The sequence below is a fragment of the Streptomyces bohaiensis genome (genome assembly GCF_012033785.1).
In the GTDB taxonomy this organism is placed as follows: domain Bacteria; phylum Actinomycetota; class Actinomycetes; order Streptomycetales; family Streptomycetaceae; genus Streptomyces; species Streptomyces bohaiensis.
The window spans coordinates 1-13,838 of sequence record NZ_JAAVJC010000015.1 but is presented as its reverse complement, the minus strand read 5'-3'; the positions used below and the strand labels follow the sequence as shown (position 1 = coordinate 13,838).

Here is a 13,838-nt window from a genome sequence, read left to right as displayed (position 1 = left end):
GGCGCCTGATCGGGCCACGGCAACCGTGACGTCCGGCGCCGGTCTGGACCGCCCCGTCCGTGTCCAGCACCGCAGGGGCCCTTGTGCTTTCCGGGGCCGGTGCAGGCAAGGTTGTCTTCTCGCAGTCGTTTGCGGTGAAGGCGGCTCGCTGCCAGTCCGCGGCCGCCACTCTGGGCTCCGCACCGGGCGGCAGCCCACCGGCTGCCTTGTCGACACAGGCCAGGGCGTTGCGGTGGAGAGCCGTGGCGCAGGTCGTGGGGGTGTGGGGTGTGGGGTGCTGGTAATGGCGTCGGGGTCGGCAACGCGTGCCGTTGAGCGGTGTGCCCATCTGGGAGGTGGGGGAGAGGTGTGCCGCGACGGACGGCCTGCGCCACCACTGCCGACCGTGTGTGTGGTCAGAGTGGGCAGTTTGAGCGAACGGGCCGAGGAAGCTGCTGTGCGCCGCGCTCCGGAAGTTCGTTGCTCGGGCATGGCGGTCGTGCCCGACCTTCCCTGACCGGCAGCGGCTCCTTGCCGGTCCGGCGGCCAGGTAGTTGCGGGCCGGGCTTCACCCCGTCCGAGCTGCCCACAGCTTCTACGGCGCTCGGGGTACCTGTTCTGAACAGTGGCAGCGGTGGGGTATCAGCCATTCCGGTTGGTGGGTGCATGCAGTGGTCGGTGACTCCGTGTGGGTCGAGGCTGGTGCGAACCGGTGTTCGGTTGCGGTGGGTGAGGAGTGAGCGGTGCTGTGCGCTGTTCGGGTTGGCGTGTTCTGGGGCGCATGTGTGGTGGCTTTCGGGGAATCGCCGCTAGTCACCTGGTGATCACTGTGCGAAGGTGCACGGGCTGTGACGGCAATGTGCGCCGTCCATGACATCCCGTGGGGGGATCTGTGCGAATACGCGCTCATGGCGCGCCGGTTCGGCGTGCCCGGAATCAGATGAGGGCTGCGGTGGTGGCTGCCGCGGTCGTGGCAGTTGCGGTGAGTGCGCTGCCGTCGACCGCGACGGCGGCCGATGACAGCGCGGGGGGTTCGGTGTGGGGCAAGGGGGGCGACGCGGCGGTCCCGCCGGTTGCCGTGGGCACGACGCAAGCGCCGCCGAACGAGCCCGTTGCGCCGCTGGACCCGGAGGTCCGGGAATGGCGGGAGGCCCGCCAGCCCGGCAGCGAGGCAGACGTAGCGGGGCCGGCCGAGGCCGGTGAGATCCTCAACTGGATCTCGGACGGCCAGGGTGATGTGCCCTGGCACCAGATCTCCGACATCCGGATCACGGACGCGCTCGTGGCGCGGATCAACCTGTCCAACGGGAACCTGATGCTGGCCGCCACCGACGCCGACATCGCCGGAGTGGGGCAGAACCTGCTGCTGGACCGCACCTACAACTCCCTCTACGGACCGTTCGGGAACGTCTCGGACCGGTGGTGGGTGGGCGGCGAACGCTGGCTGGACACCTTCTGGAACGACATGGTCGTCTGGTACGACTCCACCGGCGCGACCGTGCAGTTCGAGATGGACGGTGAGGGTGGGTTCGTCACGCCGGAAGGGTACAGCTGGGACCTGGTCGAGCACGCCGACTACTCCTTCACGCTCACCGACCGGTCCTCGGGCAGCAAGGAGCGCTACGACGCCGACGGCAACCTGCTGGAGGTCACCGACCGCAACGGCGGCACGATCACCGTCGAGCGCACCGGTTCCTCCGGTCGGGACGGCCTGGTGATGACGGAGGAGCGGTCGGGCCGGTGGGTGGAGCTGTCGCGGGAGGGCTCCGACGTCTGGGAGGTGAGCGACAGCTCCGGCCGCACTGGCGGGTACACGCTGTCCGACGGTGATCTGGTGGCGACGACGGACACCTCGGGGGCGGTGACGGAGTTCGGCCACGACGACGACGGCCGAGTCACGGAGGTCCGCACGCCGGAGGGGCGGGTGACGGTCTTCACCTACGACGCCAGCAGCCGGGTGACGTCGATGACGCGGGCGACGGAGTTCGACGGGGACGGTCACACCGGGCCGACGTTCACCTACTCCTACAGCGCGGATTCGCCATGGTCGGCGGGGACGACGACGGTGACCGACCCGCTAGGGCACGCGACCCAGTACGAGGTCAACGGCGAGGGGGAGGTGGAGGAGGTCACCGACCCGCTGGGCAAGACCCGGTCGCGGACGTACGAGGCGCACATGGTGACCACGGCGACCGACGCCATGGGCACCGGGTCGGACGATCCGGGGAACGTGACCGCCTACGGGTGAGACGCCCGCAACAACCTCACCTCCTCGGAGCTGCCGACGGGCGCGACGGCGGCGCTGACCGGCTACCAGACCATCGCCGGCGCCGACCTGCCGGGGACGGTGACGCTGCCGGACGGCGAGGAGAGCGAGTTCTCCTACGACACGGCAGGCAACACCCTGTCCGTGGCGGTCAGCGGCGAGGCGGGCGGGACCCGCTCCTACACCTACAACCCGGCCGACCCCGACTGCGGCGGGTTCCAGGGCCAGCGCTGCACCGCCGAGGACGCCAACGGCGAGACCACCGCGTTCACCTACGACAACACCGGCAACCTGGTGGAGGTGGCCCCACCCGGCCCCGTCGAGGCCACCACCTACACCTACGACGACCTCGGCCGCCCGATCACCGTCACCGACGGCCGCGGCACCGAGACGACCTACACCTACGACAACCGCGACCGCATCACCGAAGTCACCGCCGACGGCACCGCCGTGGCCTACACCTTCGACGGCGACGGCAACATCACCGCCCGCACCGATGCCACCGGCACCATCTCCTACGCCTTCGACCCGCTCTCCCGCGAGACCGTCCGCACGCTCCAGAACGGCTCGCAGACGGTCCTTGCCTACACCGCCGACGGCAACGTCGAGAGCTACACCGACCCCGCCGGCACCACCGAGTATGCCTGGGACGACGCCGGCCGCCTCACCACCCTCACCGACCCCGACGGCAACGACACCACCTACACCTACGACAACAACGACCAACGCACCGAGACCGTCCACCCCAACGGGCTGACCACCGAGGTCGACCTGGACGCCTCCGGCCGCCCCACCCGCATCACCGCCGAGACCGAGGACGCCACCCTGGTCGACCTCGCCTACACCTACGCGCTCGATGCGGTCGACGGGGCCAAAATCCGTACCCGTACGGATGAGTTGACGGGGTACGTGACGTCCTACGACTACGACAGCGCGGGGCGTTTCTCCTACGCGGCGGAGCGGGACGGGGGTGAGATCGTGGAGTCCTGGCAGTACTGCTACGACCCCGCCGGCAACCTCACCTCCCAAGGCGTCAGCCCCGGCTGCCCCCGCGGTACCACCTACACCGTCAACGCCGCCTCGCAGATCACCGCGAAGAACGGCGACAGCGACGGCTGGGCCTACGACGCCGCCGGCAACGAGACCGCGGCCGCCCCGACCGAGGCCACCACCCGCACCGACGGCCAGTGGTCGGCCTTCTCCCAGCTCACCGGCATCACCGTCGCCGACCAGGAGTACGCGGGGGAGTACGCCTCCACCGACAACAGCGAACGCGTCCGCCTGGGCGACACCCACTTCCACCACGGCCCGCTCGGCCTGTCCGCCACCACCACCGACGAGACCGATACCGGCTTCGTCCGCGAACCCGGCGGCACCCTCAACTCTTTCACCCGCGACGGCCGCAGCCACTACTACGTCACCGACGCCATCGGCTCCGTCGTCGCCGTCATCGACGAAGCCGGCGACCGCCTCAACGCCTACAGCTACAGCCCCCGCGGCGTCACCCGCACCGCCCACACCACCGAAGAGATCGACCAGCCCCACCGGTTCGCCGGCGGCTACCAGGACGACACGGGGCTGTACCACCTCTCCGCCCGCTACTACGACCCCCGCATCGGCCGCTTCACCCAACCCGACCCCTCCGGCCAGGAGGAGAACCCCTACCTCTACGCCCAAGGCGACCCCGTCAACCGCATCGACCCCACCGGACTCTGGGCCGCTGGAGCAATCGGAGCTGCCGGCGACCTCCTGACGTTGTCTGACGCCAACTCCGTCGTCGAGGACACCCTCAACGGGGACCTGGATGCCGCGGTAGACGGTCTCGCAAGCATGGCCGCGGGCGTGGCCGGCCAGTCAGCGTGCGCCTTCGGAGCGGGACTGATTGCCGCACCCACCGCAGGTGTGGGCGGAGCCGTGGCAGCTGGTGTCTGCGTCGGTGCAGGACTCGGGGCTGGAATCCTCACTTCTGCAGCGTTGTCATAGCAAGTGTAAGAAAAGGAAAATCATGAACGAATTAGTCGCTAAAGGCGCTTCGCTGGGGCTTCCGGCTTGGGTTGGACTCGTAATCGGAGCGCTGAGTGTCGTCGGTTTCGTAATTCTTGCCATCATTTATGGTGGGAGGGAAGGGAACGGGGCGGAGTGAAGGGTGGCGACTATCGGCCAACGGAGATGCCACCCTGCGGACGTCGGGTCTGACCGCCCCCTGACCCCTGTGGTGAGTCGCGTAGCAGTGCGGCTCACCACAGGGGCCTCCCCTCTCTCCGGATTTCGTGAATGGGACCTCGTCCACTGCCGCCCATGCTTGCAGCATCGGATGTGCCGGGCCGTATGTTGCCTGTTCCGGTGCTTTAGCCAGTCCATTTCGGGTAGGGGATGGGCATGGCATCGAAGCGATTCCCGTTAGGCAAGACCTACGCGAAAGTGGTGCGGCTGAGCCGCTGGTTCTATCTGCTCTGGGCGCTGGTCTGGCTTCTGTTCCTGGGCGCCGCGCTGGCTTCGGAAGAGGCCGGAGTGGCCATACCGGCTTTCTTCACCGCCGTGTTCCTGCTGTTCGCAGCTCTGGCGCAGTACGTGACGCGCCGCGACGCCCAAGCCCGGGCCGACGCGCCAACCCGGGAGCAGCGTCAGGCTCCCGGCACGGCGTAACGCCCAGGGGGCCTGCCCCGTGGTTTCCAGGGTTCGGGGCTGGGCGGCGGGGCCCGCCACCGAGGCCGAGTTCGTTCTCGCCGTCGGTCCCGTGCCGATCGCCGCGCTGGGCCGATGCCGATGTCTTGGCCGTCGCCGACCAGCCGCTGGATGCGCTGGGGTCGAGATCTGCGTGCCCTCCTCGACCCCACAGTGCAGAGATGAGGAAGAATTTCTGAATGGAATGGTAAAGCTTCAGGTGTTCGTGAGCATTCTATGCTTTGCTGCTATCTCTTCGCTGATGCTGGCCTCCAGTTAAGGTGTGAGTGAAAGAGTTGTGTGGTGGCTCCTCGGTGGGGTCATGGCGTTCTGTGCTCTCCATCTCTCTTGCTTGATGGCGCGAAAGGGTAAGCGCAGATGACTTGTATCGTTGCTGCCGTCTCAGGGCCGGGTGGCTGCTGACGCGTGCTTCTTCGTCACTGGGGCTGCTCGCCTCCGCTCGCGCGGGCGTTCTTTGACCGCACGTGAGGCGCAATAGCCTGGGCTACAGGGCCGGTGTAGGAATTGATGAGGTAGGCGGTGGGCTTCCGGCGTAGATTCAAGAATGTTTGACACTGGCCTGGGGGTGTGGGTTCATGGAGTTTCGGTTGACCCCACGCCTCTGGTCTGGCGCTGCATTTGGAGAGGGGTTGGGTACGTGAGCGCAGTCGCGAGGGCGAGGATGCTTGCTGCAGTAGGGGTGCTATTTGGTGCTATATTTCTTTCCTTGTTTCTCAATGCCGAGTCGTTCAATTGGGCTTTCCTGCTTGGGGGAGGGTTGTCGCTGTGCGGCGGCCTCGGTCTCTTCGCAACTATTGAGCGGAACAAGTAGTTTCGAAGCGCTCCCTTTGTGTGAGGTGTCTCTGATCCCCGGCGCGGTCGGGGTGGCACGTATCGAATCCAGTTGCTGCCGGCAACGAGACCGCGGCCGCCCCGACGGAGGCCACCACCCGCACCGACGGCCAGTGGTCGGCCTTCTCCCAGCTCACCGGCATCACTGTCGCCGGCCAGGAGTACGCGGGAGAGTACGCCTCCACCGACAACAGCGAACGCGTCCGCCTCGGCGACACCCACTTCCACCACGGCCCGCTCGGCCTGTCCGCCACCACCACCGACGAGGCCGACACCGGCTTCGTCCGCGAACCCGGCGGCACCCTCAACTCCTTCACCCGCGACGGCCGCAGCCACTACTACGTCACCGACGCCATCGGCTCCGTCGTCGCCGTCATCGACGAAGACGGCGACCGCCTCAACGCCTACAGCTACAGCCCCCGCGGCGTCACCCGCACCGCCCCACACCACCGAGGAGATCGACCAGCCCCACCGCTTCGCCGGCGGCTACCAGGACGCCACGGAGCTGTACCACCTCTCCGCCCGCTACTACGACCCCCGCATCGGCCGCTTCACACAACCCGACCCCTCCGGCCAGGAGAAGAACCCCTACCTCTACGCCGAAGGCGACCCCGTCAACCGCATCGACCCCACCGGACTCGACTGGGGAATCGGCTTCTCAGGCGAAGTCTGCGCGATCATCTGCGTCGGCGCAGGAGTCAACAGAAATGTTGACACGGGAGAGACCGGCGCGATGACGAGCATCGGGGTGGGCTGGCCGCCGTCTGTATCTGGCGGATTCCGTACGAGTTACGGATACTCGCGTGGGGGGTCTCGGTACGGCTCCTGCGGGGCAGGGCCGCTTTCGTACGAACTTACCGGAGCCACGTCGGGATCTGTCGGAACTGGCTATTTCGGTACTCCGGCGTGTTCCGTTGGGTATGCGCACCAGTTCTAGCAAATATCCTTAGGCGGGGGCTCTGGACTAGTGCCCCCGCTACTAGTCCACCTGAAGGTGAAAGTGCACATTATAGGTCCCGTAATTTCTATCTTGTTCGGCTGCGGTCTCATTCTTTTTCGGGAGAGATTTGCGCGGTCTTCCGTGGAGAGTTCCGCTCGCATCTTCAAGATGAGGAGGACGCAATTCTTGCACGAGTCTTCCAAGTGGACCGCGCTCCTGTTCGGTGCGGGCTTCGTTGTTGCCGGCGTTGTCAGTCTGTTGATCGTCGCGGACTCAGGCCTCTAGGGGGATGGCGGATGTTTTGCTGTTCGCATGAGGCGCACTTCGCCTCGGTGCTCTACCTTCTTTCGGGGTGTGGTGGGTGATGGAGATTCTCTCTTCGGTGCTGCTGGTGTTCGCGGGGTGCGGTTTCATTGCCTTCAGGCAGCGCTTCGCGGCCGGGATAGCGGTCACAATGCGCGAAGCGTTTGGCTCTTCCTCGGGATTTTGGAGGTGCGCTGCCCTGTTCATCGCTGTGGCAACTGGAGCCCTCATGGTAGTGTCTGGGTTCTGGTTTCTCTATGGCCTGCTTTTCGGGTAGATCCCAGGCTTTCGACTTGCGGTGCGCGTGCGGATATTACAGGTGTGTTATGGGTTCCAGTGATCGTGGTTATGGCAGATTATTTCCTAGCTCGCGCCGCTGGCATCCGTGCCCAGGGTGTTCCGATCGGGCCCAGGTCAATTCGGGCATGGTCTACTACCGCGGCTGACGTTTCTCGCCGTCGAGGGGTTGTGCCGCCTGCGGGTGTGTTGTTGTTCCTCATAGTGGCAAAACGAAATAAGAGGAGAAGTGTGAACGAACTAGTCGCTAAAGGTGTGTCGCTGGGGGCCCCTACTTGGCTTTGGGTCAGCGTGGGCGTGCTGTCCGTTGTTGTTATGATAGTAGTCGTCATTGTTTATGGTGGGAAAGAGGAGAACGGGGCCGAGTGAAGGCGAGCTGCCCTCGGTCGGCTGGAGATGCCGCCCTGTGGACGACAGGCCCAACCGTCCCCTGATCCCGTGGTGAGTCGCGTAGTATTGCGGCTCACCACGGGAGTCTCCCTTCGCCGCTTTCGTGAGTGGGATCTCGGCTACTGTTGCCCATGCTTTCTGCATCGGATATGCCGGGCCGTTTGTCGTCTGGTCCGGTGCTTTAGCCGGTTCGTTTCGGGTATGAGCTGGGCATGGCATCTAAGCGATTCCCGTGAGGCAAGACCTACGCGAAAGTGGTGCGGCTAAGTCGCTGGTTCCATCTGCTCTGGGCGCTGGTCTGGCTTCTGCTCCTGGGCGCCGCGCTGGCTTCGGAAGAGGCCGGAGTGGCCATACCGGCATTCTTCACCGCCGTGTTCCTGCTGTTCGCAGGGCTGGCGCAGTACGTGACGCGCCGCGACGCCGAAGCTCGGGCCGACGCGCCAGCCCGGGAGCAGCGTCCGGCGCCCGGGACGCCGTAACGCCCAGGGGGCCTGCCCCGCGGTTTCCAGGTTGCGGGGCTGGTCGGCTGTGCCTGCCACCGAGGCCGAGTTCGCCGTGTCCCCGGTGCCGTTTCCTCCTCTCGCCGCGGCGATCGCGGCGTCAGTTTGGTTCCGCGCTCAGGCCCTCGCGGGTCAGTAGCTGACGCGCAGGTAGCTGTGGTGGCCGTGAACATATTCGTCGACGGCTACCACGGAGCGGCCGCGTTCTGTTAGCCCGCTAGCTGGACGGTGATGGTTTCGTTTGGGGAGCCGGCTGCACGCTGAACTCCGTCGTCCGGGAGGGAGAGGTGCACTACTTCGTCACCGACGCCATCGGGTCGGTGGTCGCCGTGGTCGATGAAGCCAGATCGCAGGTCAACGCGTACAGCTACAGTCCCCGCGGTGTGACCCGCAGCGCCCACACCACCGAGGAGGTCGACCAGCCCTACCGGTTCGCCGGCGGCTACCAGGACGACACGGGGCTGTACCACCTCTCCGCCCGCTACTACGACCCCCGCATCGGCCGCTTCACCCAACCCGACCCCTCCGGCCAGGAGGAGAACCCCTACCTCTACGCCGAAGGCGACCCCGTCAACCGCATCGACCCCACCGGGCTCTACTCCGATGAGGAGTTTCGGGAGGATGTCGGGTTCGTCGGCTCGACCACGGGTATCGGGGCGGGTCTGGGAGCTGCCGTCGGGTCGGTGGTGCCCGTCGTCGGGACCGGGGCCGGGGGTGGTGTCGGCGCCGCAGCCGGATTCGGTTTCGGCGTCGGTTACACGGTAACGAGTCGCGTACTGGGTTGATCCGACCCGGGATGGTTCGCCGTGGTGGCGGGCTGGAGTAGACAGAGAGTAGGGCGGGGAACCCGAACCAGGGTTTCCCGCCCTCGGGGAAGGAGTGATCGATGGTTGACAGGCAGCTTCTTGGCGTTGTTCTGGGGGCGATGATGCTTTTCGCAGTGACAGGAGGAATCGTAGCCGCACTAGGAGTTTCTCGGGGTGCTGCCCTGGGAATTTTCCTGGGGGTCGCGCTTCTCGCGTCTCTTGTCTGTGTGGTGGCGTTGAGGGGCCGGGGCGACGGCGGTTAGGGGCGCCCCCGACCCGACCTCTCCGGTTAGGAGAAGAACCCCTACTCCTATGGCCAGGGCGACCCCGTCAACCGCATCGACCCCACCGGGCTCTACTCGGTTGAAGACTTCGCCATCGCCATCGCCATCGACATCGGTGCCGTGGCCGTGTCCGGGGCAGCCGGGACCTCGGCCGGCGCGGGCGTGGGGTGTGGCGTCGGGTTCTTCGTGGCCACCCTTCCCGGGTGCGGCGCGGGGAGCGTCGCGGGCGGCGCGATCGGCGGAGGCATCGGCGTCGTCGGAGGTGGCGTTGACCGTGATCTCGCTCAGGAACTGAGGGCAGCGTGAGTAGAGCAGCGAGATGGCAGCCGGGGCGTGGGCTCCGCATCGTCATGCTGGGATTCCTCGTGATGACGGCATGCCTGCTCGTGACGACCCTTGCTCTGGGCCAGTGGAGAACGGCTCTGGTGAGCGCCGTGCCGATGCTCCCGGTGGCCGCCGGATGCGTCTACTACCTGAGGTCGCCTGCGTAGTGACCACGGAGCGGAGCTGTGCAGCTGACCACTCCGCTCCGTGGCGACGGTGGGCCGTCGCGGCGATCTGTGGCGGTCCTGGGACTTGTCAGCAGCGTGCCGCGAGCCCTTGCGGGGTCCGGCACGGGGGCCGCGACCCACTGCGAGTTCCAGCACGGCCCGCTCGGCCTGTCCGCGACCACCACCGACGAGGTTGATACCGGCTTCGTGCGCGAACCCGGCGGCACCCTCGACTCCTTCACCCGGGAGGGAGAGGCGCACTGCTTCGTCACCGACGCCATTGGGTCGGTGGTCGCCGTCATCGACGAGGACGGCGACCGCCTCAACGCGTACAGCTACAGTCCCCGCAGCGTGCCCCGCACCGCCCACACCACCGAGGAGCTCGACCAGCCCCACCGCTTCGCCGGCGAATACCAGGACGCCACCGGGCTCTACCACCTCTCCGCCCGCTACTACGACCCCCGCATCGGCCGCTTCACCCAACCCGACCCCTCCGGCCAGGAGAAGAACCCCTACCTCTACGCCGAAGGCGACCCCGTCAACCGCATCGACCCCACCGGACTGTGGGTCGCTGGCGCGGTCGGAGCTGTAGGCGGCCTCTTGACGTTGTCTGACGCCAACTCCGTCGTCGAAGACACCCTCAACGGGGACTTGGACGCCGCGGTAGACGGTCTCGTCGGCATGGTCGGGGGCGTGGCCGGCCAGTCAGCGTGCGCCTTCGGAGCGGGACTGATTGCCGCGCCCACGGCAGGTGTGGGCGGAGCCGTGGCGGCTGGTGTCTGCGTCGGTGTGGGGTTTGCCGCTGGCTACCTTACTTCCGAGATTATGTCATAGCAGAAGAATGAAAGAAGAGGAAAAGCATGAACGAACTAATTGCTAAAGGTGTGTCGCTGGGAGCTCCTTCCTGGGTTTGGATCAGCGTCGGAGTGGCCTCCGTGATTGGTTTCATAGTTCTCGCCGTCGTGTACGGCGGAAGAGATGAGAACGGGGTCGAGTGAAGGTGGGATGCTCTCGGTAGAACCCGAGGTGTCGCCCTGCGGACGGCAGGCCGAACCGCCCCCTGACCCCTGTGGTGAGTCGCGTAGTATTGCGGCTCACCACAGGAGTCTCCCTTCTTCCCGAATTTCGTGAGTGGGGCCTCGGCTACTTTCGCCCATGCTTGCAGCATCGGATATGCCACGCCGGGTGTTGCCTGTTCCGGTGCATTGAGCCCTTTCCAACCTGCCTCTGATGCTGGGCGGTTGTGCTGACAACGTGGTGAAGCCTCTGGTAGACGGGTTCACGACCAAGATTCCCTCGCCCACCAGAGGCTTCGTGTGCCTGTCTACCCGTCCGGGCTGGACGTGTCCAGCTCTGCCCTGCGCCTGCTGTCCACCGAGCTCCGCCGACGCCGTGAGGTGATCGGTACCCGCTGGCGACGCCTGAACACGGGGCGGCAGGCCCTGCTCACCCTCGCCCACCTCCGCAACGGCCACCCCTACGCCCAGCTCGCGGCTGGGTTCGGCATCGGAACCACGACCGCCTACCGGTACATCGCCGAGGCAGTGGAGGTCCTGGCCGCTCTCGCTCCGAGCCTTGCCGAGGCGGCACGGACTGCCTCGGCGAAGGCGTTCGTGCTGCTGGACGGCACGCTGCTGCCGATCGACCGCGTCGCCGCGGACCGGCCGTTCTACTCCGGCAAGCACAAGAAGCACGGGATGAACGTGCAGGTCCTCGCCGATCCCTTCGGCCGACTGCTGTGGGCCTCATCGGCCCTGCCCGGCGCTGTCCACGACGTCCGCGCGGCCCGTGAACACGGCGTCGTCGAGGCCCTCACCGAGGCGGGCATACCGTGCTGGGCCGACAAGGGCTACCGCGGTGCCGGCGGCACAGTCCGCACCCCGTACTGGGGACGGCGGGAAACTCTCTCTCCAGGCCAGCAGGCGGTCAACCGGTCCCACGCGAAGATCCGAGCCCTCGTCGAACAGGCCGTCGCCACCCTCAAGTCCTGGCGACTCCTCCGGAAGCTGCGGTGCTCAACCACCCGGATCACCAACCTCGTCCAGGCCGTCCTCACCCTGCATCTGGCCAGCTCGGAGTGAGGATGGAAAAGGCTCATTATCCGATTCGTTTCGGGTAGGGGCTGGGCATGGCATCGAAGCGATTCCCGTTAGGCAAGACCTACGCGAAAGTGGTGCGGCTCAGTCGCTGGTTCTATCTGCTTTGGGCGCTGGTCTGGCTTCTGCTCCTGGGCGCCGCGCTGGCTTCGGAAGAGACCGGAGTGGCCATACCGGCATTTTTCACCGCCGCGTTCCTGCTCTTCGCAGTTCTGGCGCAGTACGTGACGCGTCGCGACACCCAGGCTCGGGCCGACGCGCCAACCCGGGAGCAGCGCCAGGCTCCCGGCACGGCGTAACGCCCAGGGGGCCTGACTCGTCTACCACCTCTCCGCCCTCTACTCCGAGCCCCGCATCGGCCGCTTCACCCAACCCGACCCCTCCGGCCAGGAGAAGAACCCCTACCTCTACGCCGAAGGCGACCCCGTCAACCGCATCTACCCCACCGGACTCCTGTCGTTTGACGACGCTTCCGATCTCGCCAGTACCGCCTTCAGTCTTGCGGGCGGTTGCGCGAGTGGCGTTCAGGCTGCGGCTCACTCCGGGGTGATGACCATGGCCAGCGCCTTCGGCCCGACCGCATCAGTCGGTGTCGGAGTCTTCAGCTGCGCTCTGGGCGCTGGCGTCAGTTACGCAGGAGGGGAGCTGGTGTACTGGCGCAGGCAGCTCACCGCAATGCTCCCAGTTCACCTGGGGGCATTGCGGTCGCTGCCCCGTCTCTACCCTTCCCTGAAAGGTTCTATGAAAGGTTGGTCCATGAGTCCTGCTGCTCGACTTACCGGGATTTCCATCTTTGCTGGCCTTATTGGCTGCTGCTTCTTGGTCTATGGAATTGTATTCGATGCCACTAACTGGGTGATTCCGGTTGTCGTCGGGGTGGCTGCGATGATAGGGGCGGCCATGACGGTGTTCGGAGTATGGAGTAACAGAGCCTGACGAGCTCGTGCACCGTAAGCGGTGAGACGTCGAGCTCTTGATCGTCGATCATGGTCATGTGGTGAAGAATGCGTGTGATCTCATGGTAAAGCTTGAAATATTCGTAGGTGTTCTATTTCTGGGGGCTATCTCCTCGCTGGTTCTGGCCTCCAGTAAAGGTGGGGGTGAGAGTGTTGTGTGGTGGCTCCTCGGTGGAGTTATGGCGTTCTGCGCTCTCTATCTTTCTTATCTCATGGCGCGAAAGGGTAAGCGCGGATGACCTACGTCGGTGCTGCCTGTTTCGGGGCTGGGGCGGCTGCTAGTGAGGGCTCCTACGTCACCGTCGCTACTGGCCCCTTCGCTCAAGTGGACGGTTTCTGACCTCATGTGATCTGGTGGGCCCCGGCACTGTGCTGGCTTCGGGAGAAAGTGGGGTTGCCAGGCCTGCCTCTTTCGCCGCCGTGCTCCTGCTCCTCGCAGTCGTAGCGCAGTACGTGACGCGCCGCCAAGGGCGCGGGCTCTCTCGCCAGCTCGCGATCAGCGTCCGGTGCCGGGGACGGCGTAACGTCCAGGGGCGGGTCCTGGCCCGTGGGTCGCCAGGTTGCGGCAGCTGGGCGGCGGTGCCCGCCACCGAGGCCGAGTTCGCCTTCGCCGTTGGCCTAGTGCCGGTTCCGCCTCTCGCCGTGGCGATCGCGGCGTCGGTTTGGTCCCGAGCTCTCTGGCCTTCGCGGGTCCGTCGCTGACGAAGAGGTAGCTGTGGCGGGCGTCGACGAAGACGTCGACGCCCGCCACAGGGCGGTCGCGTTCTGTCAGTCCGCCAATTGGACCGTGATGGTCTCGTTCGGGCAGCCGGCCGCGGTCTCGGTGAGCGCGGCCTGCTCGGTCGTGTCCACCGAGAGGGTCCAGCGGGTCTTCACCGCGACCCATTCGCCGATGAGCCTTTGCCAACCTGGTCTCTGGGCTGGGCGGTTGGTTCGACACGTGAGTGAAGCCCCTGGTAGACGGGTTCACGACCAAGATCGCCCGATACCCACCAGAGGCTTCACGTGCTTGTC

Annotated in this window: 10 protein-coding genes; all 10 read left to right on the top strand. The window is 66.2% G+C overall.

Annotated features, from left to right (window positions below):
- Positions 1-1,057 precede the first annotated feature (1,057 nt).
- The 10 genes from HCN52_RS25165 to HCN52_RS25155 all read left to right on the top strand — a co-directional run bounded on the left by HCN52_RS25165 (position 1,058) and on the right by HCN52_RS25155 (position 12,804).
- Entirely contained in the window at positions 1,058-2,227 is a 1,170-nt protein-coding gene (locus tag HCN52_RS25165) for an RHS repeat domain-containing protein (protein ID WP_312876522.1), read from the top strand.
- Positions 2,228-2,326: 99 nt separating this feature from the next.
- Positions 2,327-4,228, top strand: coding sequence for an RHS repeat-associated core domain-containing protein (locus HCN52_RS25160; RefSeq protein WP_312876521.1), 1,902 nt, complete (start codon positions 2,327-2,329; stop codon positions 4,226-4,228).
- A 396-nt stretch (positions 4,229-4,624) separates the two neighbouring features.
- Positions 4,625-4,891 carry a hypothetical protein gene (locus HCN52_RS03770; protein WP_168086916.1) on the top strand — a complete coding sequence of 89 codons (267 nt, stop codon included), beginning with the start codon at positions 4,625-4,627 and terminating at the stop codon, positions 4,889-4,891.
- Between the two features lie 922 nt (positions 4,892-5,813).
- A complete protein-coding gene (locus HCN52_RS03765; protein WP_376767087.1) occupies positions 5,814-6,698 on the top strand; it encodes an RHS repeat-associated core domain-containing protein in 885 nt (294 codons plus the stop codon).
- 1,247 nt (positions 6,699-7,945) lie between these two features.
- The gene (locus tag HCN52_RS03760; protein WP_168086915.1) at positions 7,946-8,170 is read left to right on the top strand and encodes a hypothetical protein; all 225 of its coding nucleotides are present in this window, start codon (positions 7,946-7,948) and stop codon (positions 8,168-8,170) included.
- A 308-nt stretch (positions 8,171-8,478) separates the two neighbouring features.
- A complete protein-coding gene (locus HCN52_RS03755) occupies positions 8,479-8,976 on the top strand; it encodes an RHS repeat-associated core domain-containing protein (RefSeq protein WP_376767086.1) in 498 nt (165 codons plus the stop codon).
- Positions 8,977-9,868: 892 nt separating this feature from the next.
- Positions 9,869-10,606 (top strand): RHS repeat-associated core domain-containing protein, encoded by a 738-nt coding sequence (locus tag HCN52_RS03750; protein WP_312876520.1) that lies wholly within the window; start codon positions 9,869-9,871, stop codon positions 10,604-10,606.
- 482 nt (positions 10,607-11,088) lie between these two features.
- Entirely contained in the window at positions 11,089-11,853 is a 765-nt protein-coding gene (locus HCN52_RS03745; protein WP_168086914.1) for an IS5 family transposase, read from the top strand.
- A gap of 47 nt (positions 11,854-11,900) precedes the next feature.
- Positions 11,901-12,167 (top strand): hypothetical protein, encoded by a 267-nt coding sequence (locus HCN52_RS03740; protein ID WP_168086913.1) that lies wholly within the window; start codon positions 11,901-11,903, stop codon positions 12,165-12,167.
- A 55-nt stretch (positions 12,168-12,222) separates the two neighbouring features.
- Positions 12,223-12,804 (top strand): RHS repeat-associated core domain-containing protein, encoded by a 582-nt coding sequence (locus HCN52_RS25155; RefSeq protein WP_376767088.1) that lies wholly within the window; start codon positions 12,223-12,225, stop codon positions 12,802-12,804.
- Positions 12,805-13,838 lie beyond the last annotated feature (1,034 nt).

Bases quoted from the DNA above. Each gene is read 5' to 3' on its own strand.
- HCN52_RS03770 (WP_168086916.1), top strand. From the start codon at position 4,625: ATGGCATCGAAGCGATTCCCGTTAGGCAAGACCTACGCGAAAGTGGTG.
- HCN52_RS03740 (WP_168086913.1), top strand. From the start codon at position 11,901: ATGGCATCGAAGCGATTCCCGTTAGGCAAGACCTACGCGAAAGTGGTG.